Below are 23,024 nucleotides of genomic sequence, written 5' to 3' on the forward strand. Positions count from 1 at the left end.
CACCGGTCGACACTCGGCCCCGGAGGGACTGAACCGATGCGGACCACTGACGGTCAGTAAAGGAGGGGCCATCATTCCAACGGGAGTCAGGGGAGCTGAGATGTCCGCACAGCAAGCACGCCGACGACGGTGGCCGGAACGCGACCGCAAACGGCTGCTCGCCGCGGCCGTCGTCCCGGCGGTGCTGATCTGTGCCACCGCCGTGCTGGGGGCCCGGGGGAGCACCGGCGCCGAGGGGAGGACGGCCGCGTCCTCCGGGGCCTCGTCGGACACCGGCAGGTTCACCGTCGCCCGCGCGGGCGCCTCGGACACCGGCAGGGGCCTGGCCTACCGGGTCGAGGTGGAGGACGGTTCCGGTGTCGACGCCGACGTGGCCGCGGCCGAGATCGCCCGCGTCCTGGCCGCGCCACGGGGCTGGTCGCACGACGGGGAGCACACCTTTCGCCAGGTCACCCGCGGCCCGGCGGGGCTGGTCATCCGGATCGCCACCCCGGGGACGACCGACGCCATCTGCGGGCGTGGCGGCCTCGACACCCATGGCGAGGTCAACTGCCGGGTCGGCACCGACGTCGTCGTCAACCTCAAGCGCTGGCAACAGGGTTCGCCCGAGTTCCACGGCCCGCTCGCCGACTACCGGGCGCTCATCATCAACCACGAGGTCGGGCACTGGCTGGGCCACGGCCACGAGACCTGTCCGGGCAAGGGCCGCCCGGCCCCCGCGATGATGCAGCAGATCTACGGGCTGAAGGGATGCGTCTCCAACGCCTGGCCCTACGACGCCGAGGGCCACTACCTGGGCGGCCCGCAGGTCCGGTAACGGCCCGTCCCCGGTCCCACGTCCGCCCCGTCCCCGGTCCCACGTCCGCCCCGCCCCCGGTCCCGTGGCCGCCCGTCGCCGGTCCCGCGAACGGCCCGCTCCCGGCGTCGGACGGGCCTCAGCCGCGGCGGAAGACCAGCCGCCCGCCGAGCACCGTCGCGACGCAGCTGCCGCCGCCCGCGGTGTGCAGCTCCGCGAGGTCCCGTACCCCGAACACCGCCAGATCCGCGGGCCCGCCGACGACGAGCGGCGCCGCGAACGCGTCCTCCGGCGCCGCCACGGACGCCAGCGGATCGAGGCGGACAGGCTCCGGCACGGGGCCCGGGGCGTGGACGCGCAGTCCCGAGCGGGCAACCGCCGTGCGCACGGCGGGGCGTGCGAAGGGGCCCCGGACGGCGGTCGTGCCGTGCCGCAGCATCCGTTGCAGTCCGCGCCGGGCACTCGCGCCCCAGCGGGCGTCGTCCATGCCGAGTGCGGTGAGCGCGTCACCGGTGAGCGGGTCGCCGCCGAGTTCGTCCGCCTCGCGCGGATCCGGATGGTAGGCGGCCTCCAGCAGCGCCGGTGCTCCCGCGTTCAGCAGCCCGGGGGTGATCAGACCGGACCACCGCCGGATCCGGGCCTGCGGATGGGCGGCGGTCAGCTGCCCGTACGGACCGATGGCGGCGATCACGCCGCCGTCCACGGCCACGGAGTCGGCCCCGTCGGGGGCGCCGTGCACCGCGTCGGCGGCGTGCACCGTCAGCAAAGCGGCCTCAGTTGGCGTTCAGGAGCTTCAGCTCCGGGTGCGCGGTGCCGCCCTCGATCGCGGTGGACGAGATGTGCGAGACCACCCGCTCGTCGACCGGGTCGTTCGCCGGGTCGTCGTGGACGACGAGGTGCTCGTACGTCGTGGCGCGCTGCGCCGGTACGCGGCCGGCCTTGCGGATCAGGTCGATGATCTCCAGCCGGTTGGAGCGGTGCTTGGCACCGGCCGAGGAGACGACGTTCTCCTCCAGCATGATCGAGCCGAGGTCGTCGGCGCCGTAGTGCAGCGACAACTGGCCGACCTCCTTGCCGGTGGTCAGCCAGGACCCCTGGATGTGGGCGACGTTGTCGAGGAAGATCCGGGCGATGGCGATCATCCGCAGGTACTCGAAGAGCGTCGCCTGCGTCTGCCCCTTCAGGTGGTTGTTCTCCGGCTGGTACGTGTACGGGATGAACGCGCGGAAGCCACCCGTCCGGTCCTGCACGTCGCGGATCATCCGCAGGTGCTCGATGCGCTCGGCGTTGGTCTCGCCCGTGCCCATCAGCATGGTGGAGGTGGACTCGACACCGAGCCGGTGCGCGATCTCCATGATCTCCAGCCAGCGTTCGCCGGACTCCTTGAGCGGAGCGATCGCCTTGCGCGGCCTGGCCGGCAGCAGCTCGGCGCCCGCACCCGCGAAGGAGTCGAGGCCGGCGTCGTGGATGCGCTGGATGGCCTCCTCGACGGAGACCTTGGAGATCCGGGCCATGTGCTCGACCTCGGACGCGCCGAGCGAGTGGATGACGAGCTGCGGGAACGCCTGCTTGATGGCGGAGAAGTGCTTCTCGTAGTACTCGACGCCGTAGTCCGGGTGGTGGCCGCCCTGGAACATGATCTGCGTGCCGCCGAGTTCGACGGTCTCCGCGCAACGGCGCAGGATGTCGTCGAGGTCGCGGGACCAGCCTTTCTCCTTGTCCTTCGGAGCGGCGTAGAAGGCGCAGAACCTGCACGCCGTGACGCACACGTTCGTGTAGTTGATGTTCCGCTCGATGATGTACGTCGCGATGTGCTCCGTGCCCGCGTAACGGCGTCGGCGCACGGCGTCGGCCGCCGCTCCCAGCGCGTGCAGCGGCGCCGACCGGTAGAGGTCGAGGGCCTCCTCCGGAGTGATCCGACCGCCTTCGGCGGCTCGGTCGAGGATGGGCTGGAGGTCGGCCTTCTCGGTCACCGGGCTGTCACCTTTCGGCAGTTTTTCAACGGATCCACGGACCGGTTCACCCTACGCCAGCCCCTGCCGGCGTCAGCCGCCGGACCGGCTGAGCGTGCCGTGCGGAAGCCCCGCGCCGTTCTCCTCCGACCGGAACAGGAGGGTGTCGTCGGCGGTTCGCGTGAAGTGGACGTCGGTGGTGGTGGAGGTGCAGAGGGCCCCGTCGCCGGGGCGCTCGGGGTCGGCGCGCTCCCGCAGCGTCAGTTCCCTGTCGGTGCCGGACGAGAGGGTGGCGATGCTGTCGCAGCGGACGGTCAGGCCGAGCGCGCTGATCTCCGTGGTCATCCGGACCACGTCGGAGCCCTTCCTGCCCGCGGTGAACACGGCGGTGAGCGTGCCGTGCGGCTGCCCGGTGGTCTTCTCGGTGAGGGGGCCCTTCCACGTGCCGACGAACGCCTTCGGGAGTTCGCTGATCTGCTCCGCACCGTCGGTGTCCGAGCCCGACGGCCGCGGGGACGCCTCGGAGGGCGTGGCGGCCGGTGGCGTGTGGCCGGTGTCGCCGTGCTCGGCGGTGTTCCGGCCGTCTCCGCCCGGCAGCAGATCGAAGAGGAACGCACCGCCCACGGTGACGGCGGCGAGCGCACCCGCCACGGCGAGAGCGACGGTGCAGCTCAGCCTCCGGCCCCGGTGCGCATCGGGCCGGACCGGGCCGGAGTCCGCGTTGAGCGTGACGGAGAAACGGGGGTCGGCCGCACGTTGTCCGGGGAGCCCGGCCGGACCGGCCGTCTCGTCCGTACGGGCGGCGGCGGGCCACGACGCCGGCCGGGTCGGCTCATGCGCCGGGGGCGGCTCCACCGGTGGGCCGAACCCGCCGAACCCACCGTTCGCGCCCCACGACGCGCCGCTGAACGGCACCGGCCCCGACTGCGCCGGTGCGTCCTGCGGCTCCAGATCCAGCAGCGCGACCGCCGCCCGGCTGACCTCGCGCACCAGCGGGCCGGGCAGCCAGCCCGCCGCGACCAGTGCGGCCGCTCCGCCCGGCGCCAACTGCCGGGCCAGCTCCGTGGGGGTCGGCCGGTCCTCCGGGTACTTCGCCAGGCATCCGGCGACGACGTCCCGCAGTTCGCCCTCCAACTCCCCCAGTTCGGGCTCCTCGTGCACCACCTTGTAGAGCAGTACGGCGGAGGAGTCACCGAGGAAGGGAGCGGTGCCGGTCGCCGCGTACGCGAGCACCGCACCGAGCGAGAAGACATCGGCCGCACCCGAGATGTCCCCGCCCCGGATCTGCTCCGGTGCCATGTAGCCGGGTGAGCCGACGGAGACCCCGGTGGAGGTGAGCGAGGCTCCGACGGCGTGCGCGATCCCGAAGTCGATCAGCCGCGGGCCGTCGAGGGCGAGCAGCACGTTGGACGGTTTCACGTCGCGGTGGATGAGGCCCTGGGCATGCACCGCGGCCAGCGCCTCCCCGAGTCCGGCGCCCAGGGTCCGCACCGCGTGCTCGGGCAGCGGCCCGTGCTCGGCGACCGCGAGGGACAGCGGGGGACCGGCCACGTAGCCGGTGGCCACCCACGGAATGGGAGCGTCCGGGTCGGCGTCCAGGACGGGCGCCGTCCACTGCGCACCGATCCGCCGCGCCGCGTCCACCTCCCGCCGGAAGCGGGCCCGGAACTGTTCGTCGAGAGCGAAGTGGGGGTGCACGACCTTGACCGCGACGGTGCGTCCGCCCGCGCTGCGCCCCAGATAGACCCGGCCCATGCCGCCCGCACCGAGCCTGCCGAGCAGTCGGTAGGCACCGATGGTCAGCGGTTCGCCGGCTTCCAGCGGCTGCATATGGACTTCCCCCCTGTGGACCGGCCGGACCTGTCCGACCGAAGCCTAGGCGGCGAAGGTCATCGGGTCACAGAGGAAACCATCCGCCCTTTTCCCCCTCAAGGGAACGAACACCCGCTTTCGACACAACAAAAGGCGTGAATGCGTCGTTCACCCGAGCGATTCCCGTACGTGACCGGGACTCTCCCGGGACGCCATCCGGGATTCGACTATTCGCCGCGTATTACCCGAATCGAATCGATAGCCGAGCGAGGAGAAACGGACGGCTGGAGAAGGACCGGAAGACGGCTGGAGAAGGGCCGGAAGAAGGACGGGGAGAAGGGACCGGAAGGGATTTCCGACCCGGCGGCACGGGATTCCCCCATATCCCGGCCCATTCGTGTGCGCGGCGCGCTCGACGCCCGCCTCCGCTCCCGCGTCCCGCCTCCCGTCACCCCTCGTACCGGTCGGCCTGTACCGGTCGGCCCGTACCGGTCAGCCGCCGAGCAGCTCGACCTTGACGTCCGCGGGGAAGCCGGCCGTCGGGCCGACCCGGCGCGCGAACTCCTGTACGCCCTTCAGCTGGTCCGGACCGAAGCGGAAGTCCAGGGTCGTGAAGTACCGCTCCAGCACCTCCGCGTCGAAGGACTCCCAGCGCGCCGCCTGTTCCGCGACCTTGGTGACTTCTTCCAGGGAGACGTCCCGCGAGGCCAGGAAGGCCTCGTGCGCCTTGTTCACGTGATGGGGCTCGGCTGCCAGATAGTCCTTGCGGGCCGCCCAGACCGCGAAGACGAACGGCAGCCCGGTCCAGTCCTTCCACATCTGGCCCAGGTCGTGGACCTGGAGGCCGAGCCGGGGCGCGTCGTGCAGGTTGGCGCGCAGCGCGGCGTCGCCGATCAGCACGGCGGCATCCGCTTCCTGCATCATCACGCCGAGGTCCGGCGGGCAGGTGTAGTAGTCCGGGCTGACCCCGTAGCGCTCGGCGAGCAGCAGCTGGGCCAGGCGTACGGAGGTGCGCGAGGTCGAGCCGAGTGCCACCCGGGCCCGGTCCAGCTGGTCGAGCGGCACCTGCGACACGATCACGCACGACATGACGGGACCGTCGCAGCCCACCGCGATGTCCGGGAAGGCGACCAGGTCGTCGGCGTTGCGGAGGAATTCGACCAGCGTGACGGGGCCGATGTCCAGATCGCCTCTGATCAGCTGCTCGCTGAGCTTCTCCGGGGTGTCCTTCGAGAGCTCCATGTCGAGCAGGGTTCCGGTCCTGGCCAGACCCCAGTACAGGGGGAGGCAGTTCAGGAACTGGATGTGGCCGACACGCGGCCGGATGCGACGGTGGTCGCCTGCGACGGTTGAGACGGTTGAATTGTCCACATCGCGAGGCTAGACCCGCGGGGCCGAGCGGACGGCACCGGGTGCGCGGGGCGTACCGGATGCCACTCCCGGGGAGGCGTCGGCACCACCGCGGGAGCCCCCGCCGCGGTGTCCACGGCGCCCCCGGGAGCCCGCCCCGGCGTCCCGCGAGGCGCGTCGAAGTCTCTCTCCGACGGCCTTCGAAGGCGCCTCCACGACACGCCCCGGGACACCCGCTTCGTCAGCCGATCAGCGCGGCAATCAAACATCCGGGTGAAGTGATCTTTCCCTCTACCCTTCCGTACACCCTGCGTGCTAGGCTCGACGCAAGTTGCAGTTTGGTTTCCCTTGCAGTACAGAGCCTGCGGAGCATGTAACCCGCAGGCTTTTGTAGTTTTCAGACTTCTTTGCAGGTTCTGGAGCAGGGCAACCCTTTGGCCCAAGGAGGGCTTATGGCTACCGGAACCGTCAAGTGGTTCAACGCTGAAAAGGGCTTCGGCTTCATCGCCCAGGACGGCGGCGGCCCGGATGTCTTCGTCCACTACTCCGCGATCAACGCGTCCGGGTTCCGCTCCCTTGAGGAGAACCAGGTCGTGAACTTCGACGTCACTCAGGGGCCCAAGGGTCCGCAGGCTGAGAACGTCACCCCGGCCTAGTTGCCCGGGTCGGCCGATCGCGGCCGGCTAGCAGTACCCAAGGAGCCCTGCCCCTCCACCTCGGTGGAGGAGCAGGGCTCCTGCCTTGCCCCGTCTTCTCTCGCGCCCCGGCGGGGACCGGCACCGCCGCCGTGGTTGACCTTGACACCGTGTGAACCGGTGCACTGGGAGACATCATGTTCACCATCGGAGAGTTCGCCCGGTTCGGACGGGTGTCGGCCCGGATGCTGCGCCATTACGACGCCATCGGGCTCCTGCGCCCCGACCGCACCGACCACGCCACCGGTTACCGCTTCTACGGTGCCGCCCAGTTCGCCCGCCTCAACCGCGTCATCGCTCTCAAGGATCTCGGCTTCACGCTGCAGCAGGTGCGGGTGATCCTCGACGAGCAGGTGGGGCCGGAGGAGCTGCGCGGGATGCTGCGGCTGCGGCAGGCGGAGCTGGAAGCGGCCATGGCGGCTGCGGCCGCCCGGCTGGCTCAGGTCGAGGCGAGGCTCCGATCGATCGAGAGCGAGGGACGCATGTCTGTCGACGATGTAGTAGTCAAGAGTGTTGCCGCGGTACGGGTCGCCGAGTTGACCGGCACGGCGGCGAGCTATGAGCCGGAGGGCATCACTCCGGTGATCGGCCCGCTGTACGACCGGCTCCTCCCGCTGCTGGAAACGGCCGGGGTCAGCCCGAGCGGCCCGGGGATCGCGTACTACGCGGATGCTCCGGAGGGCGGCGGCGCGGTCGTCGTCCATGCCGGCGTGACGGTCTCCGCCCCGGTGGGTCCGGTCGGCGGCACCGGGGTCACGGTGGTCGAACTGCCCCCCTTCGAGGCGGCGACCATCGTCCACCGGGGTTCGATGGACGGCGTGCTCCCGACGTCCCAGGCCCTGGCCCGCTGGATCGACGCCAACGGCTACCGGTCCGCCGGGTACGCCCGCGAGATCAGCCTGGAGTGTCCGGAGGACCGGAAGAAGTGGGTGACGGAACTTCAGGAACCGGTCCGGAAGGCATGAGTTCGTCCGCACGCGCGTAGGCATGAGTTCCTCCGCACGCGCGTAGGCATGAGCACGTCCGCACGCGCGCAGGAAGGCATGGGCTCCTCCGCGCGCGCGTAAGGGCAGTCGCGTAGTCCCTGGCGGGCGCGCGACGGATTGCCGGACGGCCCTTGGGCCGGAAGAACGTGACACTCCACGGCCCGGGTGTCACGTTCTTCCGGGCACCTACCGCCCTCCGGGCCCGGCCCACAGCCCGTCGTCCGTCAGCCCCAGCAGGTCGATCGCGTTGCGGCGCACGATGCGGTCCACGGTCTCCGCGTCCAGGTGCCCCATCTGCGCCTCGCCGACCTCGCGCGACTTGGGCCATGTGGAGTCGGAGTGCGGGTAGTCCGTCTCGTACAGGACGTTCCCCACGCCGATCGACTCCAGGTTCTTCAGCCCGAAGGCATCATCGAAGAAGCAGCCGTGGACGTGCTCGGCGAACAGCTCCGACGGCGGGCGGTGGACCTTGTCGGAGACACCGCCCCAGGCCCGGTTCTCCTCCCAGACCACGTCGGCGCGTTCCAGGATGTACGGAATCCAGCCGATCTGCCCCTCCGCATACATGATCCGGAGGTTCGGGAACCGTTCGAACTTGCCGCTCATCAGCCAGTCGACCATCGAGAAGCAGCAGTTGGCGAAGGTGATGGTGGAACCGACGGCGGGCGGGGCGTCGGGCGAGGTGGACGGCATCTTCGAGGACGAGCCGATGTGCATCGCGATCACCGTCCCCGTCTCGTCGCACGCCCGCAGGAACGGATCCCACTCGTCCGTATGAATGGACGGCAGCCCGAGATGCGGAGGTATCTCGGAGAACGCGACCGCGCGCACCCCGCGCGCCGCGTTCCGCCGGACCTCGTCCGCGGCCAACCGCGCGTCCCAGAGCGGGATCAGCGTGAGCGGGATGAGCCGGCCCCGCGCCTCGGGTCCGCACCACTCCTCCACCATCCAGTCGTTGTACGCCCGCACCGCGAGCAGTCCCAGCTCGCGGTCCTTCGCTTCGGTGAAGGTCTGGCCGCAGAACCGGGGGAAGGTGGGAAAGCAGAGGGCGGACTGGACATGGTTGACGTCCATGTCGGCGAGCCGGTCGGGGACCGAGAACGAACCCGGACGCATCTGCTCGTATGTGATGACCTCAAGCCTGATCTCGTCCCGGTCGTAGCCGACCGCGGTGTCGAGCCGGGTGAGCGGTCGGTGCAGATCCTCGTACACCCACCAGTCGCCGATCGGCCCGTCATCGCCCTTCGCGCCCATCACGGGCGCGAACCTGCCGCCCATGAAGGTCATTTCCTTGAGCGGCGCGCGAACAATGCGCGGACCGCGGTCGAGGTACTTGGACGGGAGCCGGTCCTGCCAGACATGAGCGGGCTCCACCGTGTGGTCGTCCACCGAGATGATCTTCGGGAAGGTCTCCATGCCCACCACGGTAGCGCCGATCTGACGAACCGTCAGCTCCCGGTGCCGCCCATCGTCCCATAATCGTTGTCGAGGGCTTGTGCAGAGAGTCACCCGCTGCTGACGTGTCCGCCCAAAACAAGGCAGACTGTTGAGCGCGCTACCAGCGGTACCGAACGATCCGGATCCACCCGGCGCCGGACGGGCCCGTGGGTGGACCATGCGAATGCACAGCGGACAGCACCAGCATGATCGGCGGGGCGAGCAGGGCAGGGGGCAGCAATGGACCGTGACAACCGGCCGCGCATGCGTGTTCCGGAGCAGCGCGCTCCGCAACAGCGGCCGGCCGACGGCGCCGATCTACGCTTCTCCGTGCTCGGCCCGGTGCGGGCGTGGCGGGGCGGAGAGGCGCTGCCGTCCGGTTCACCGCAGCAGCGCGCCCTGCTGACCGCGCTGCTCCTGCGCGGCGGCCGCACGGCCACCGCGGCCGAACTCATCGACGCCATCTGGGGCGAGGAACCGCCCTCGCAGGCGCTCGCCGCCGTTCGCACGTACGCCTCCCGGCTCCGCAAGATCCTCGACCCGCAGACACTGGCCAGCGACGCCGGCGGTTACGCGATCCGCACCAGGCAGGACGCCCTCGACCTGACCGTGGCCCAGGAGCTGGCCGCCGATGCGGAGAAGGCCCGGGCCGGCGGCCACCGCTCCGAGGCCCGCGCCCTCTTCAACAAGGCGCTCGGTCTGTGGGACGGCGAGGCCCTGGCCTCCGTACCCGGCCCGTACGCCGAGAATCAGCGCACCAGCCTGGAGGAATGGCGACTCCAGCTCACCGAGACCCGCCTCGACCTCGACCTGGAGTCCGGCTGCCACGCGGAGGCGGTCTCCGAGCTGACCGCGCTCACCGCCGCGCACCCCCTGCGTGAACGGCTGCGCGAACTCCTCATGATCGCCCTGTACCGCAGCGGGCGGCAGGCGGAGGCGCTCGCGGTGTACGCCGACACCCGCCGGCTCCTCGCCGACGAACTGGGCGTCGACCCGCGCCCCGAACTGTCCCAGCTCCAGCAGCGCATCCTGCGGGCCGACGAGGAACTGGCCCGCCCGGCCGACGAACCGGCCCCGGCACCGGCACCGGTGCGCCCGGCCCAGCTCCCGGCCACCGTCCCGGACTTCACCGGCCGTACCTCCTTCGTGCGGGACCTGGGCGACCGGCTGGCCACCGCCGAGGGTTCGGTCATGGCCGTCTCGGCCCTGGCCGGCATCGGCGGCGTCGGCAAGACGACCCTCGCCGTACACGTCGCCCATCAGGCACGGCAGCACTTCCCGGACGGCCAGCTGTACGTGGATCTGCAGGGCGCCGGTGCGCGCGTCGCCGAACCGGAGACAGTCCTCGGCGCCTTCCTGCGCGCCCTGGGCACGGCGGACTCGGCGATCCCCGACTCCCTGGACGAACGCGCCGCCCTCTACCGCTCCACGCTCGACGGCCGCCGCGTCCTGGTCCTCCTCGACAACGCCCACGACACCGCCCAGATCCGCCCGCTCCTCCCCGGCACCGCGGGCTGCGCGGCCCTGGTCACCAGCCGTGTCCGCATGGTCGACCTGGCCGGTGCGCACCTGGTCGACCTGGACGTGATGTCTCCGGAGGAAGCCCTCCAGCTCTTCACCCGCATCGTGGGCGAGGAGCGCATCGCCTCCGAGCGCGAGGCCGCTCTCGACGTGGTCGCCGCCTGCGGCTTCCTCCCCCTGGCCATCCGCATCGCCGCCTCCCGCCTGGCCGCCCGCCGCACCTGGACGGTCTCCGTGCTGGCTGCCAAGCTCGCCGACGAACGCCGCCGGCTGGACGAACTCCAGGCCGGTGACCTCGCGGTGAAGGCCACCTTCGAGCTCGGCTACGGCCAGCTGGAGCCCGCCCAGGCCCGCGCCTTCCGCCTCCTGGGCCTGGCCGACGGCCCGGACATCTCCCTGGCCGCCGCGGCGGCCCTGCTCAACCTGGAGGCGCACGCGGCCGAGGACCTGCTGGAGGCCCTGGTGGACACCAGCCTCCTGGAGTCGGCGGCGCCGGGCCGGTACCGCTACCACGACCTGGTGCGGCTCTATGCGCGTTCCTGCGTGGAACGGGACGAACAGCAGCCGGAGGAGCGGACGTTGGCGCTGTCGCGGCTGCTGGACTTCTATCTGGCCACGGCGGCGGAGGTGTACGCGCTGGAGCGGCCGGGGGAGCGCGTGCTCGACCACTTCGAACCGACGCTCTGCCCGGGGTTGTCGTTCTCGACCCCCGCGGCGGCGCTGGACTGGCTTTTCAACGAGTCCAGCGGACTGCTCGCATGCGCCCGGCAGTCCGCGGCGCTGGGCATGCTCCGCAAAGCGGCCGATCTCCTCATGGCCGCTGTGGATCTGGGCGAATCGGGAGCCAATTCACACCAGTTCACCCAGGCGGCGACTGCGGTCTCCGAGGCGGCCCGGACCGCGGGCGACGTTCACGCAGAAGCTCGCGCGCGCACCATGCTGACCCATGTGCACAGCATCTCGGGCCGGTTCACCGATGCGGAGAACGACGCACAGCGGGCCTGGGAATTGGGGCTGGCCGCAGGAGACCCGGTCTCGTCCGGTCAGGCCCCCAACCAACTCGGGATCATCGCCCTCTACGAGAACCGCCATGCCGACGCAGAATCCCATTTCACCCAGGCTCTGGCCGCCTTCCGAGCGGACAACAACAAGTCGGCCGAAGCATCGGCGCTCTGTAATATGTCGAGGGTTCACCTGGCCACGGACCGGAAGATGAGTGCGGTGAGTCTGGCCCAGCAGGGCATCGCCCTCTACGAATCGGATGGCGGAGAACAGGCCCTCCGCCTGGCCAACGGCAAATACGCTCTCGGTCTGGCCTTCACCGGTGCGGGCCAGACGTCCCAGGCGCGGCGGGTACTCACCGAGGCCCTGGACGTCTTCCGGGACAGCAGGCAGCAGTTCTGGTTCGGCATGACGCTGTTCCGGCTGGCAGAGGCGGACCTGGCCGCCCACGAACCTGCGCAGGCTGCCGCACAGGCGGAGCAGGCCCTCGCCGTACTGCACGGAATCGGCGGCGAGTGGAGACGTGCCAATATCCTCACGGTGCTCGGCCTCAGTCTCACCCCTCTCGGTCAGACCGACCGGGCGCAGGCCTGTTGGCGTGAGGCGCTCACGGTCTTCGAGGACCTGGGGGCGACCGAAGCCGCCCATGTGCGCGCCCTTCTGTATCCGGCCACAGTGATCTGAGGTTCGTGTACCGCGTTCATCATTCGTTTATCGCTCCCCGGCACTCTCTTACACACCGGTCCGTCGCGTCGGGGGGCAGACGGGTCGGCGTGTGGCCTCACCGCTAGGGTGAACGGCCCTGGAATGCCCGTCCGGCGATCCACGGGGGAACCGCCGGACGGGCACACCAACCATTACGTCCACGCTTTCAGGAGTTGACCTTCATGGCCGACAACAACAGCATCCTCAAGCCGACCGACGCGCACGCATCCGGCGAGGAAGTCACCACGCAGGACGCTCACGCGTCGAGCGAACCGCTCAAGCCGACCGACGCGCACGCGTCCGGCGAGGAGATCACCACCCTGGACGCCCACGCGTCGGCACCGAAGCCCAACTAAGACCTTCTCCAGCACGGGGAGCGGCCGCGGCGGCGCGGAGGGGGAGCCGTCGCGGCCGCTGGTCGTCCGCGTCCGGCCGGCGCAACCGCGCCTCTTCTTCACCCCTCGGGCCGAAGCTCCCGCAGTTCCCCCTTCACCACCTTGCCGCTCGCATTGCGCGGCAGCTCCGCCACGAACTCGACCGCCCTCGGGACCTTGTAGTTCGCCATCTCGCGCCTGGACCAGGCGATCAGGTCGTCGGCCGTCACCGTCGCGCCCGGTCTGCGCACCGCGTAGGCCATGCCCACCTCGCCCAGCCGGGGATCCGGCACACCGACGACCGCCACGTCGGCCACATCCGGGTGCAGGCCCAGAAGCTGCTCGATCTCCGCGGGGTACGCGTTGAAGCCGCCGACGATGAACATGTCCTTGATCCGGTCGGTGATCCGGAGGTTGCCGTCCTCGTCGAGGACGCCCACGTCGCCGGTGTGGAGCCAGCCGTCGGAGGTGATCGCGTCGGCGGTGGTCTGCGGGTCCTCGAAGTAGCCCTGCATCACGTGGAAGCCGCGGACCACGACCTCACCGGGGGTACCCGGGGCGGCCAGGACACGTATCTCCGTGCCGGGGATCGCCCGGCCGGACGTCGAGGCGATCGTCTCCACCGGATCGTCGCGGCGGCACATCGTGACGATGCCGCTCGCCTCGGAGAGGCCGTAGGCGGTGAGGACCGTCGTGATGCCGAGCTCCGTGCGCAGGCGTTCGACCAGGTGCAGGGGGACCACCGCCGCGCCCGTCACCACCAGGCGGAGGGCGGAGAGGTCGTGCGCGCCGCGGGCGGGGTGGTCCAGGAGGGACTGGTGGAGGGTGGGCGGGCCCGGCAGGACCGAGATGCGTTCGGCGGCGATGTTGGCCAGGACCGTGTCCACGTTGAACACCGGCTGCGGGACCATCGTCGCGCCCCGCATCAGGCACGCGATGACGCCCGCCTTGTAGCCGAAGGTGTGGAAGAAGGGGTTCACGATCAGATAGCGGTCGCCCTCGCGCAGATCCGCCAGTTCGCTCCAGATCGCGTAGCAGCGCAGGGTCTGGGCGTGGGTGATGACGGCACCCTTGGGACGGCCCGTGGTGCCGGAGGTGTAGATGATGTCGGAGGGGTCCGAGGGGGCGATGGCTGCGGCCCGGGAGCGCACCGCTTCCGGCTCCACCCGCTCCCCCGCCGCCAGGAAGTCCTTCCAGGTGACGTAGTCGTCGGGGGCGCTGTCCGCCAGGACCACCACCCGTTCCAGGTGCGGGAGTCGCACGTCGGCCCGGCGCAGGGACGCCACGTACGACGTGCCGAGGAAGGTGCCCGTGACGAAGAGCAGCTTCGCCCGGCTGCGTTCCAGGACGTACGCCGCCTCGGTGCCCTTGAAGCGGGTGTTGAGGGGGACGAGGACCGCTCCCGCCGTGACGGCGCCCAGTGCGCTGACGATCCAGTCCAGGCTGTTCGGGGCCCAGACCGCGACCCGGTCCCCCGGCTCGACGCCCGAGGCCATGCAGGCGGCGGCGGCCCGTTCGACGCGGTCGCCCAGTTCGGCGTACGAGATCCGGGTCCGGCCGTCGACGACCGCCTCCCGGTCCCCGTACCGTCGCGCTGCCGCCCGTACCAGCTCCGGAACGCTGCCCCACTCCTCGTCACCGCGCATCGCCGGCCCTCCCTGACGCAGTAGCTGACTATCCGTCAGATTAGCTGTAGCCTCAGCCGCTGTCAGCGGTCGTGACGGTCTCGGAGGTGGCGGTGGCGGCACTCAAGGACGTGACAGCGATAGCCGGTATCGGGCAGACGGCCTTCGCGAAGCGACTGCCCGAGTCCGAGAAGACCCTGGCCTGCCGGGCCATCGTCGCGGCGCTCGACGACGCGGGCATCGCCGCCTCGGAGGTGGACGCCTTCGCGTCGTACACGATGGAGGAGACCGACGAGGTCGAGGTCGCCAAGGCGATCGGGGCGGGCGATGTCACCTTCTTCAGCAAGGTGGGGTACGGGGGCGGCGGCAGTTGCGCGACGGTCGCGCATCTCGCCGCCGCCGTGGCGACCGGGCAGGCGGGTGTCGGGGTCGCCTGGCGGTCACGGAAGCGGGGATCGGGGCCCCGGCCCTGGCGGAACACCTCCGTCCAACTGCCCACCCCCGCCCAGTGGACCCGGCCCTACGGGCTGCTGCGGCCGGCCGACGAGATAGGCATGCTGACGCGGCGCTACATGCACGAGTACGGGGCGACCCGCGACCATCTCTTCAACGTCGCCCTCGCCTGCCGCAACCGCGCCAACCAGAACCCGGACGCGGTGATGTACGAGCGCCCGCTGACCCGCGACATGTATATGACCTCGCGCTGGATCAGCGAGCCGCTGTGCCTCTTCGACAACTGCCTGGAGACCGACGGCGCGCTGGCCTGCGTCGTCGTCTCCGCCGAGCGGGCGCGCGACTGCCGGCAGAAGCCCGTCTACATCCACTCCGTCGCCCAGGGACTGCCCGCCCAGCACCACGGCATGGTCAATTACTGGAACGACGACCCGCTCAGCGGACCTGCCTGGACGGCCGCCCGGCAGCTGTGGAAGCAGGCCGACTTCGGCCCGGACGAGGTGGATGTCGCGCAGATCTACGACGCGTTCACGCCGCTCATTCCGCTCTCCCTGGAGGGCTACGGCTTCTGCGGGCGCGGCGAGGGCGCCGCGTTCACCGAGGGCGGGGCGCTGGAGAGCGGCGGGCGGCTGCCCATCAACACCGGGGGCGGCGGGCTCAGCGAGGCGTACGTGCACGGTTTCAACCTCATCACCGAGGGCGTGAAGCAGTTGCGCGGCGTCTCCACCGCCCAGGTGCCGGACGCCGGAACGTGTCTGGTCACCGCCGGTGAGGGCGTACCCACATCCGCCGTACTGCTGAGGAACTGAGGAGTTGACCGGGATGGATGCCCTGCTGCTGCCCGTCGTGGACGAGGACGGCGCCCCCTTCTGGGAGTACGCGGCCCGCGGCGAACTCCGCGTCCAGGCGTGCGCGGCCCCGGAGTGCGGAAGGCTGCGCTTCCCGCCCAGGCCGTGCTGCCCGCGCTGCCGGTCCTTCGCGAGCGAGTGGCGGCCGATGAGCGGACGGGGCCGCGTCTGGTCGTACGTGCTGCCGCATCCGCCGCTGCTGCCCGCGTACGCCGCGCAGGCCCCGTACAACGCCGTCGTGGTCGAACTGGCGGAAGCACCGGAGATCAGGCTGGTCGGGAACGTGGTGAGCGGCCCGGACGCCCCGCTGAACTCCGTCGATCCGGGGCGGCTGCGGATCGGGGCGCCGGTGCGGGCGGTGTTCTGCCCGGCCGGTCCCGAAGTGACCCTGGTGCGCTGGCTGCTGGAGAGGTGAGCGGCGATGGCGCTGCGGACGGAGACGGACGAGGAGACCGGGGTCGCGCTCGTCACCCTCGACCGGCCCGGGAGGCTCAACGCGATCGACCTGGCGACGGCTGCCGAACTGGCCGCCGCCTGGCGGGCGTTCCGGTACGACGACGGGGTGCGGGCCGTCGTCGTCACCGGTGCGGGCGGGCGGGCCTTCAGCACGGGGATCGACCGGGGTGCGGAGGTGCCGCAGCCGTCGTCCCCGTACACGATCGACGACCCGCTGATCGCGATCGGACCGAAGGCGAACGACCTGTGGAAGCCGGTGATCGCCGCCGTGGAGGGGATGGCCTGCGGCGGGGCGTTCTATCTGCTGGGCGAGGCGGAGTTCGTGATCGCGTCCGAGGAGGCGACGTTCTTCGACCCGCACACGACGTACGGCATGGTCAGCGCGTTCGAGGCGATCTCCATGGCCCAGCGGATGCCGTTCGGCGAGGTGGCCCGGATGTCCCTGATGGGTACGGCCGAACGGGTCTCGGCCCGCAGGGCGTACGAGATCGGGCTGGTCAGTGAGGTGACGGCGCCCGGCGGCGCGGTGGCGGCGGCGCTGCGGGCGGCGGAGGTGATCGCCGCGTACCCGACCCGGGCCGTGCAGGGGACGGTGCGGGCGGTGTGGTCCGCGAAGGAGGCGGCCAGGGCGCAGGCCCTGGCCCATGCCCCGCACCTGATCGCACTCGGGAACCTGCCGGCGGAGCGGCAGGCCGAGATGTTTCAGGGGCGGGGCGGCAACGCGTTCCGGGTGCGCTGAGGTCAGTAGCTCAGCTCGGCCTCGACCCGGCACTTCTTCACCTGGGAGACCTTGCGCGGGCTGTCCATCCGCACCGTGACGGTCTCGGTCTCGCCGCCCTCGACGTCCACGTTCGCCTCACCCGTGTCGACGGTGTTGCCCGCCGCGTCGAGGAAGGTCACATCGACCTCGTAGGTGTGCGAACCGGCGGCGCCGGCCGTGAGCCGGACGGCGGAGGAGGTGACGGCCTTGCGCTTGCCCTTGCCGGGCTGGGCGCAGCGGAAGACGTACGCCTGGGGCTCGTCCGAGGCTGTGGCGCTCGGGGCCGGTGTCTCGTAACCGGTGTTGCCGGTGGACGATCCGCTCGACGAGTCGTTGTCGTCGTAGTCGCTGCTGTGGTAACTGCCGTTGCTCTTCTTGGAGTTGGAGCAGCCGCCGCCGCTGCTGCTGGATCCCCTGCTCTTGCTCTTGCCGCTTCGGCCGCCGTGGCTGGAGGTCGAGAAGCCGGTGAGCGCGAGTACCACGACGACGAGTACCGCCGAAAGCTTTATGTGCTGCCGCATCATCGATGCAGCCCCCCTTGTGTCGATGTCCGTACTGACGTGTATTTCCGTACGCGCAGTGCATGTGTTCGAACGACCGCGCGACACCGTAGCGCACGGTGGCGAGGGGCATGGGCCGGGCGTAGCGTCGAGGCGGAGAGCGGTGCTGAACCGTGACAGCGGTCGGCCCGCAGGCAGGAGGCCGACGATGATCCGCAATGTCCTCGGCTCGGTCCTCGCTCTCGTAGGAGCGGCGGCCGCCGTGCTGAGCCCCTTCCGTGACTGGTACGACGGCCGTCTCGGCCGCCACTACCGGATCGAGGAACTGTTCACCGGTACGGGTGTCACCGCCGGCCGGCCCGGACTGCTGGGCTCGATCTTCCTGGCCTTTCTCGTCGCCGCTGTACTGACAGTGGTCGGCGTGGTGCTGCGCTCGCGGCTGCTGGTGGCGGCGGCGGGTGTGGTGGTGCTCGGATTCACCGTGCTGTGGATGGTGCGCCAGGGCCTGGCGGCGGGCAGTCTGTCGGTCGCGAGCGACGGTTCCGGGCTGTGGTGGGGGGTGGCGGGCGCGGTGGGCGGCGGGGTGCTGCTGCTGCTGGGCGCCGCGCTCATGTCGGGGCGGCATGGTGGGCGCCGTGGTGGGCGCCGTCCCTCCCGCACGGGCAGCGACCGGCCCTATCCCGCACCCGGCACGGAGCACCCGGACACCTGGCCGCCCACGCAGGAGCCGGGGCCGTCCGTGCAGACGAGCACGTTGCCGGAGCCCGAGGCGGAGCCGTACACAGGCCCTGCTCCGACGGGCCGCCCGGACGCGCACGGAGACCCCGCTTCAGCGGGCCGCCCGGCCCCCGAGGACCAGGACACGGCGCCGCACCCCGTCGCGCCGGACGCGGACCACGGCGAGGACCGGCCGCCGCACCGCAGACGCCTTTGGCGCTCCTGAGAGCCTGTCGGGCGACTTTCGGCCGGAGACCGGAAACCGGACGAGGGTGGGCCTCCCCGCACGGAGCCTTACGTTCGCGGAGCCTCAACTACGGGGGCGGCTGCCCGTGCCGGTGCCCTTCAGGGCGTCCAGCGCGTACACGCAGCGGTCCTTGCTGCACGCGTACACGACGCCTCCCCGCGCCACCGGCGACCCCGTGATCTCGCCGCCCGTCGCCAGCTTCCACCGCAGTTGGCCGCCCGCCGCGTCCAGGGTGTACAGGACGTGGTCGGCGGAGCCGAAGTGGATCCGGCCGTCGGCGACCACCGGCGCTCCCACCACCTCGCCGCCCGCCGCGAACCGCCACTTCGGGGTGCCGGTGACCGCGTCGAGCGTGTACAGCGCGCTGCCGCTGCCGACATGGACGTTCCCGCCCGCCACCAGGACCGGTTCGACCGACTGCCGGGCCTCCGTGGCGATGCGCCAGCGGTCCTTGCCGGTCGAGGCGTCGATCGCGTACACCGTGCCGAGGTAGTCGGCGAGGTACACGCCGCCGCCGGTGACGGCGGGCCCGGGCGCGAACCCGGGCGGCGAGAGGAAGACCGCGGGCGACTCGAAGTGCCAGCGGACATGACCGGACACGGTGTCGACGGCCAGGACCCGTGCCCCCGCGCTGACGTACACGAAACCGTCCGGCGCCGCGGTCACCCGGACGGGCACACCGCCGCAGGAGGCCGCGTCGCCGATGGGGTACGACCAGCGTTCCCTGCCGGTACGGGCGTCGACGGCGCGCAGCCGGGCGTCCTGCCAGAGGTAGACCGTGCCGTCGTGGATCGCGGGCCCGGCCTCCGGTGTCTCGAAGTCGGTCTGTACGCCGCCGCCCTCCCACAGCTTCTCGCCGGTGGACGCCTCCCACGCCTGGACGCCGCCGCCGCGGGTGCCGGTGAGGACGGTGCCGCGCTCGGCCTTGAGGGAGTAGACCCAGCCGTCCGTCTGCAGCCGCCACAGCTCGGCGCCGGTCGCCGCGTCCAGGGCATACAGCGACGGCCCGTCGGAGGCGTGGATCCGGCCGCCCTCGACGGCCATCACCCAGGCGACGTCCCGGGTCTTGAACTGGCGCCGCCCGTTGCCGATGTCCAGGGCGTGCACCTCGAACGAGGTGACGTAGAGGAGGTCCCCGGCGACGACGGGCGTTCCCCAGACGTCGTTGGACATCCGGAACCGCCAGGGCCGCCAGCGGTCGGGAGCCGGGGGCGCGGCCTCGGGGGCGTGCGCGGGCGCAGGCAGGGGGGCGGGCGGGGCGACGGGGGCCGTGCCGTTCACACCGGCGGGCGGGCGCACCCAGCCGGTCGCGGGGCCGGCGTCCGCGGTGGCCGTCGCGGTGGCCCGCACGTCCTGGGCGCGCGGGCCGGGACCGATCGGCACCTTCGCGCCGGCCAGCCGCACCGGACCGCCTCCGTCGGGCGCCTGCGGGGCCGGGGAGACCGGTTCGCCGCCGTGCCAGAAGGTGTCCTGTTCGGCGCCGGGCGGCTGCTGGGGCGGCGCCGGGGCCTGGGCAGGTGCGGGAGCGGGGGCGGGGGCGGGGGCGGGGGCGGGCGCCGGGGTTCTGCGGCCTCCGCCGCGGCGCTGCTCGATCATCGCGGTGGCGGAGGCCGGCAGCCATGCCGAGGCGGTGCCGCTGTCGTCCTCGGAGGCGAAGAGGTGCGGGGCGAGCTGGGCCTGGAGATCGGCGGGGGTGGGGCGCAGCCCGGCGTCCATCTGCATGCAGGAGTCGATCAGTGGCCGCAGTTCGTCGGGAAGGCCCGCCAGATCCGGGCCCTCGCGCAGCAGCATGAAGACGGTCTCGACGGGGTTGGCCCCGTGGAACGGCGCATGGCCGGTGGCGGCGAAGACCAGCGTCGAGCCGAGCGAGAAGATGTCACTGGCGCCCGTGACGCTGCGCGAGTCCCGTGCCTGCTCGGGCGACATGTACGCGGGCGTGCCGACGGCGACGTTCGTCATGGTCAGCCGGGTGTTGGACACCCCGGACGCGATCCCGAAGTCGATCACCCGCGGGCCGTCCTCGACGACGAGCACGTTCGACGGCTTCATGTCGCGGTGGACGAGCCCCGCACCGTGGATCGACTGGAGGGCTTCGGCGATACCGGCGGCCAGCCAGCGCACCGCCTGGACCGGCATGGACCCGCACTCGTTCACTATCTCTTCGAGCGAGGGGGCGGGCACATAGGCGGTGGCCAGCCACGGCACGGCGGCCCGCGGGTCGGCGTCCACCACCGCGGCCGTGTAGAAGCCGCTGACGGCCCTGGCAGCCTCCACCTCGCGCGTGAAGCGGACCCGGAACAGCTGGTCCTCGGCGAGTTCCGTGCGCACCGTCTTGATCGCCACCCGTCGGCCCGAAGCCGAGCGGGCGAGATAGACCAGCCCCATGCCGCCGGCCCCGAGCCGTCCCAGCACCTCGAACGGGCCGATCCTTCTCGGGTCGTGCTGCGTCAGCTGCTCCATCACGTGCCTGCCACCTCCCCGTACGGACCTCAGCAACAGAAGTCCGCGAAAACCCGCTCTGTACGGCGTCTCACCACTGGGCACCACCCGGCGGTGCGCACCCCGATTGTTCCTGGCTGAAGCTCCGGTTGCGAACCCGGGGGCGGTCCGGGGTGTCACAGCTCACTCTGCCCCTTTCTCGGACACAGCGGGCTGAAGTACGGCGAACACGGCACCCTGATCGTCCTGGAGGACCGCCATCCTCCCGTACGGGATGTCGAAGGGCGGCGCGGAGATGCGTCCGCCGAGGCGCACGGCGTGCCCGGCGGTGGTGTTGCAGTCCTCGACGGCGAAGTAGCTGAGGAAGTAGCTGGGCATCTCGGCGGGGAAGGCGTCGGTGATGACGCTGCGCCCGCCGATCGCCGTGTCCGGTCCGGGTTCCGTGCCCGCCGGGGACCACATCCGGAAGTCGGCGCCGGACTCGGCAGCACGGGGTCCGCCCTGCTCGGCTCCCCCCGGACCGGCCTCGGTGACGCCGGCCTCGGTGACGCCGGCCTCGGCCGCACCTGTCTCGGCCGCCGCGGGTTCGCGCCGTTCGGGTTCGCGCTGCTCGGGTTCGCCCCGCTCAGGTTTGCCCTGCCCTGGTTCCCGCTGCTCGGGTCCGCCCGCACCGGCTTCGTCCGCGCCGGAGTCTTCCGCACCGGTTCCGCCGAGATCCGTTCCCTGGAAGCCGAAGACCTCCTCGTAGAAGGCGTCGACGCGGTCCTCCTGCCGGGTGTAGACCTCGGTCCAGCAGAAGGAACCCGGTTCGTGGTGCTTCTGGAAGCCTTCGCGGTCACCGGCCTGCCAGAGGCCGAAGACGGCTCCGCCGGGGTCGGCCGCCTGGGCGAGCGCTCCGGCCCGGCCGGCCCGGATCGGGTCGGTGATCACCTGACCGCCCGCCTCCCTGATGCGGGCGACGGTCGCGGTGATGTCGTCGGTGGCGAAGTAGATGCCCCAGGCGGTCGGCATCCGGCCATCCTGCTTCGCGGCGAGCGCGGCGACGAGCTTCCCCTCGCTGAAGGCGTCCGCGTACGGGCCGTCACCGGCCCGGAAGGTCCAGCCGAACAGCCCACCGTAGAAGCGCTTGCCCGCCTCCAGGTCGGGAAGCTGCACGTCCACCCAGCACGGCACGGAGTGCGCGAATGCGGCCATGGGCCCGGGTCCTTCCGTCGCGGTGGGTCGCGGTGGGTCGCGGTCGATCTGTTCGCGGTCTGTCTGTTCGCGGTCTGTCTGTTCACGGTTCATCGGCAGCTGTCCGCATGCGCACGCGGGCAACCGTCGCTCGCAGAGGTGACGCTCGTCACGGCAAACGTAACCGCGGGCGCCGCGCGCCGCGCCTCGACCTGTCCGGATCGAACAGATTTTCGGCAAAAGAGTTCCTTGCTCGCCGCGGCACAGAAAGTTATCCACCGAAGTTATCCACAGGCTGTTGATAACACTTATCCCCCTGTGGGTGCACCCGTCGACATCCGGCCACGCCCCCCAGCGCGTCTGCGGCGCTCCCCATTTGCACTCGGCCGAATCGCGCTCCGATCACCCCTCGGTAAGCTGACGGCATGACAGGACAAGTACGCACCGTCGACGGCCGCGTGGCCGGTCGACGCGGACAGGCTACGCGGCAGAAGCTGCTCGACTGCCTCAGCGAAATGCTCAGTTCCTCGCCGTACCGGGACGTCAAAGTCATCGACGTCGCCCGCAAGGCGGGGACTTCCCCCGCGACCTTCTACCAATACTTTCCGGACGTCGAGGGCGCCGTCCTCGAAATCGCCGAAGAAATGGCCAAGGAGGGCGCCGAGTTGACCGGTCTGGTCGCAGGCCGCTCCTGGGCCGGCAAGGCCGGATGGCAGACCGCCGAACAACTCGTCGAGGGATTCCTCGACTTCTGGCGACATCATGACGCGATCCTGCGCGTGGTCGATCTCGGGGCGGCCGAGGGCGACAAGCGGTTCTACAAGATCCGCATGAAGATCCTGAACTCGGTCACCAACTCCCTTACGGAGTCGGTGAAGGAGCTCCAGGCCAAGGGCAAGGTCGACAAGGACGTCAGCGCCGCCGCGATGGCCGGTTCGCTGGTCGCGATGCTCGCCGCGGTCGCCTCGCACCAGAAGGGCTTCACGACCTGGGGCGTGAAGCAGGCCGAACTCAAGCCGAATCTCGCACTGTTGGTGCATCTCGGCATCACCGGCAAGAAGCCGACCAGGTAGCGCCGCGCCGGGCCACTCACCTCCTGGGCATCGCGCGGAACGTTCCGGGCGTTCCAGGTCCTGTCTCGTCGACGGCGGACCACTCAGGTGGTCCGCCGTCGGC

19 protein-coding genes are annotated in these 23,024 nt (G+C 71.2%); 10 read left to right on the forward strand and 9 right to left on the reverse strand.

The annotated features are described in order from the left end of the window. Positions 1 to 100: 100 nt before the first annotated feature. Complete coding sequence (locus tag ACFVUT_RS19365; protein WP_389652576.1) at positions 101 to 817, forward strand: DUF3152 domain-containing protein; 717 nt, start codon at positions 101 to 103, stop codon at positions 815 to 817. Positions 818 to 935: 118 nt separating this feature from the next. Here the strand turns inward: ACFVUT_RS19365 and ACFVUT_RS19370 are convergent, their stop codons facing one another. The 4 genes from ACFVUT_RS19370 to ACFVUT_RS19385 form a co-directional block, all read right to left on the reverse strand. Continuing rightward, on the reverse strand, positions 936 to 1,562 hold the full coding sequence (locus tag ACFVUT_RS19370) for a hypothetical protein (RefSeq protein WP_389652579.1): 627 nt from the start codon (positions 1,560 to 1,562) through the stop codon (positions 936 to 938). 7 nt (positions 1,563 to 1,569) lie between these two features. Continuing rightward, positions 1,570 to 2,769, reverse strand: a complete 1,200-nt coding sequence (gene mqnC / locus ACFVUT_RS19375) for a cyclic dehypoxanthinyl futalosine synthase (protein WP_389652582.1) — start codon at positions 2,767 to 2,769, stop codon at positions 1,570 to 1,572. A gap of 72 nt (positions 2,770 to 2,841) precedes the next feature. Continuing rightward, positions 2,842 to 4,578 (reverse strand): serine/threonine-protein kinase, encoded by a 1,737-nt coding sequence (locus ACFVUT_RS19380; RefSeq protein WP_389652585.1) that lies wholly within the window; start codon positions 4,576 to 4,578, stop codon positions 2,842 to 2,844. Between the two features lie 474 nt (positions 4,579 to 5,052). Then, the gene (locus ACFVUT_RS19385) at positions 5,053 to 5,931 is read right to left on the reverse strand and encodes a menaquinone biosynthetic enzyme MqnA/MqnD family protein (RefSeq protein ID WP_389652588.1); all 879 of its coding nucleotides are present in this window, start codon (positions 5,929 to 5,931) and stop codon (positions 5,053 to 5,055) included. Between the two features lie 431 nt (positions 5,932 to 6,362). On the opposite strand from ACFVUT_RS19385, the gene ACFVUT_RS19390 reads away from it, so the two are divergent. Both ACFVUT_RS19390 and ACFVUT_RS19395 read left to right on the forward strand, forming a co-directional pair. Further along, a complete protein-coding gene (locus ACFVUT_RS19390) occupies positions 6,363 to 6,566 on the forward strand; it encodes a cold-shock protein (RefSeq protein WP_003967102.1) in 204 nt (67 codons plus the stop codon). Positions 6,567 to 6,742: 176 nt separating this feature from the next. Continuing rightward, on the forward strand, positions 6,743 to 7,570 hold the full coding sequence (locus ACFVUT_RS19395) for a MerR family transcriptional regulator (RefSeq protein WP_389652591.1): 828 nt from the start codon (positions 6,743 to 6,745) through the stop codon (positions 7,568 to 7,570). A gap of 207 nt (positions 7,571 to 7,777) precedes the next feature. Here ACFVUT_RS19395 and ACFVUT_RS19400 read toward each other — a convergent pair whose 3' ends face one another. Beyond that, the gene (locus tag ACFVUT_RS19400) at positions 7,778 to 9,007 is read right to left on the reverse strand and encodes an amidohydrolase family protein (RefSeq protein ID WP_389652594.1); all 1,230 of its coding nucleotides are present in this window, start codon (positions 9,005 to 9,007) and stop codon (positions 7,778 to 7,780) included. A gap of 261 nt (positions 9,008 to 9,268) precedes the next feature. On the opposite strand from ACFVUT_RS19400, the gene ACFVUT_RS19405 reads away from it, so the two are divergent. Together ACFVUT_RS19405 and ACFVUT_RS19410 are read left to right on the forward strand one after the other, a co-directional pair. Beyond that, the gene (locus tag ACFVUT_RS19405) at positions 9,269 to 12,235 is read left to right on the forward strand and encodes a BTAD domain-containing putative transcriptional regulator (RefSeq protein ID WP_389652597.1); all 2,967 of its coding nucleotides are present in this window, start codon (positions 9,269 to 9,271) and stop codon (positions 12,233 to 12,235) included. Between the two features lie 203 nt (positions 12,236 to 12,438). Further along, positions 12,439 to 12,612 carry a hypothetical protein gene (locus ACFVUT_RS19410; protein ID WP_389652600.1) on the forward strand — a complete coding sequence of 58 codons (174 nt, stop codon included), beginning with the start codon at positions 12,439 to 12,441 and terminating at the stop codon, positions 12,610 to 12,612. 98 nt (positions 12,613 to 12,710) lie between these two features. Here the strand turns inward: ACFVUT_RS19410 and ACFVUT_RS19415 are convergent, their stop codons facing one another. Further along, on the reverse strand, positions 12,711 to 14,276 hold the full coding sequence (locus ACFVUT_RS19415) for a FadD3 family acyl-CoA ligase (RefSeq protein ID WP_389652603.1): 1,566 nt from the start codon (positions 14,274 to 14,276) through the stop codon (positions 12,711 to 12,713). Positions 14,277 to 14,368: 92 nt separating this feature from the next. Here ACFVUT_RS19415 and ACFVUT_RS19420 point away from each other — a divergent pair, with 92 nt between their 5' ends. From ACFVUT_RS19420 to ACFVUT_RS19430, 3 genes are read left to right on the forward strand one after another with little or no spacing between them, the layout of a single operon-like run. Further along, the gene (locus ACFVUT_RS19420; RefSeq protein ID WP_389652956.1) at positions 14,369 to 15,517 is read left to right on the forward strand and encodes a lipid-transfer protein; all 1,149 of its coding nucleotides are present in this window, start codon (positions 14,369 to 14,371) and stop codon (positions 15,515 to 15,517) included. Positions 15,518 to 15,530: 13 nt separating this feature from the next. Then, a complete protein-coding gene (locus tag ACFVUT_RS19425; protein WP_389652605.1) occupies positions 15,531 to 15,971 on the forward strand; it encodes a Zn-ribbon domain-containing OB-fold protein in 441 nt (146 codons plus the stop codon). A gap of 6 nt (positions 15,972 to 15,977) precedes the next feature. Further along, positions 15,978 to 16,751, forward strand: coding sequence for an enoyl-CoA hydratase/isomerase family protein (locus tag ACFVUT_RS19430; protein WP_389652608.1), 774 nt, complete (start codon positions 15,978 to 15,980; stop codon positions 16,749 to 16,751). A 2-nt stretch (positions 16,752 to 16,753) separates the two neighbouring features. On the opposite strand, the gene ACFVUT_RS19435 is transcribed toward ACFVUT_RS19430, so the two are convergent. Beyond that, entirely contained in the window at positions 16,754 to 17,296 is a 543-nt protein-coding gene (locus ACFVUT_RS19435) for a hypothetical protein (protein WP_389652610.1), read from the reverse strand. Between the two features lie 184 nt (positions 17,297 to 17,480). Here ACFVUT_RS19435 and ACFVUT_RS19440 point away from each other — a divergent pair, with 184 nt between their 5' ends. Next, positions 17,481 to 18,215 (forward strand): hypothetical protein, encoded by a 735-nt coding sequence (locus ACFVUT_RS19440; RefSeq protein ID WP_389652613.1) that lies wholly within the window; start codon positions 17,481 to 17,483, stop codon positions 18,213 to 18,215. An 84-nt stretch (positions 18,216 to 18,299) separates the two neighbouring features. On the opposite strand, the gene ACFVUT_RS19445 is transcribed toward ACFVUT_RS19440, so the two are convergent. Next, positions 18,300 to 20,696 (reverse strand): PQQ-binding-like beta-propeller repeat protein, encoded by a 2,397-nt coding sequence (locus ACFVUT_RS19445; protein WP_389652615.1) that lies wholly within the window; start codon positions 20,694 to 20,696, stop codon positions 18,300 to 18,302. A gap of 162 nt (positions 20,697 to 20,858) precedes the next feature. Further along, the gene (locus ACFVUT_RS19450; protein ID WP_389652618.1) at positions 20,859 to 21,869 is read right to left on the reverse strand and encodes a VOC family protein; all 1,011 of its coding nucleotides are present in this window, start codon (positions 21,867 to 21,869) and stop codon (positions 20,859 to 20,861) included. A 404-nt stretch (positions 21,870 to 22,273) separates the two neighbouring features. Here ACFVUT_RS19450 and ACFVUT_RS19455 point away from each other — a divergent pair, with 404 nt between their 5' ends. Further along, positions 22,274 to 22,921: a TetR family transcriptional regulator gene (locus ACFVUT_RS19455; RefSeq protein WP_389652621.1), complete on the forward strand. Its 648-nt coding sequence runs from the start codon at positions 22,274 to 22,276 to the stop codon at positions 22,919 to 22,921. The last annotated feature ends 103 nt before the right edge of the window (positions 22,922 to 23,024 follow it).

This window comes from Streptomyces sp. NPDC058051 (genome assembly GCF_042885475.1).
GTDB lineage: Bacteria > Actinomycetota > Actinomycetes > Streptomycetales > Streptomycetaceae > Streptomyces.

Excerpts from the sequence above, each read along its gene's own strand:
- ACFVUT_RS19365 (WP_389652576.1), top strand. The coding sequence starts at position 101 with ATGTCCGCACAGCAAGCACGCCGACGACGGTGGCCGGAACGCGACCGC.
- ACFVUT_RS19380 (WP_389652585.1), bottom strand. The coding sequence starts at position 4,578 with ATGCAGCCGCTGGAAGCCGGCGAACCGCTGACCATCGGTGCCTACCGA.
- ACFVUT_RS19390 (WP_003967102.1), top strand. The coding sequence starts at position 6,363 with ATGGCTACCGGAACCGTCAAGTGGTTCAACGCTGAAAAGGGCTTCGGC.
- ACFVUT_RS19395 (WP_389652591.1), top strand. The coding sequence starts at position 6,743 with ATGTTCACCATCGGAGAGTTCGCCCGGTTCGGACGGGTGTCGGCCCGG.
- ACFVUT_RS19400 (WP_389652594.1), bottom strand. The coding sequence starts at position 9,007 with ATGGAGACCTTCCCGAAGATCATCTCGGTGGACGACCACACGGTGGAG.
- ACFVUT_RS19405 (WP_389652597.1), top strand. The coding sequence starts at position 9,269 with ATGGACCGTGACAACCGGCCGCGCATGCGTGTTCCGGAGCAGCGCGCT.
- ACFVUT_RS19410 (WP_389652600.1), top strand. The coding sequence starts at position 12,439 with ATGGCCGACAACAACAGCATCCTCAAGCCGACCGACGCGCACGCATCC.
- ACFVUT_RS19415 (WP_389652603.1), bottom strand. The coding sequence starts at position 14,276 with ATGCGCGGTGACGAGGAGTGGGGCAGCGTTCCGGAGCTGGTACGGGCG.
- ACFVUT_RS19425 (WP_389652605.1), top strand. The coding sequence starts at position 15,531 with ATGGATGCCCTGCTGCTGCCCGTCGTGGACGAGGACGGCGCCCCCTTC.
- ACFVUT_RS19430 (WP_389652608.1), top strand. The coding sequence starts at position 15,978 with ATGGCGCTGCGGACGGAGACGGACGAGGAGACCGGGGTCGCGCTCGTC.
- ACFVUT_RS19435 (WP_389652610.1), bottom strand. The coding sequence starts at position 17,296 with ATGATGCGGCAGCACATAAAGCTTTCGGCGGTACTCGTCGTCGTGGTA.
- ACFVUT_RS19440 (WP_389652613.1), top strand. The coding sequence starts at position 17,481 with ATGATCCGCAATGTCCTCGGCTCGGTCCTCGCTCTCGTAGGAGCGGCG.
- ACFVUT_RS19445 (WP_389652615.1), bottom strand. The coding sequence starts at position 20,696 with ATGGAGCAGCTGACGCAGCACGACCCGAGAAGGATCGGCCCGTTCGAG.
- ACFVUT_RS19450 (WP_389652618.1), bottom strand. The coding sequence starts at position 21,869 with ATGGCCGCATTCGCGCACTCCGTGCCGTGCTGGGTGGACGTGCAGCTT.
- ACFVUT_RS19455 (WP_389652621.1), top strand. The coding sequence starts at position 22,274 with ATGACAGGACAAGTACGCACCGTCGACGGCCGCGTGGCCGGTCGACGC.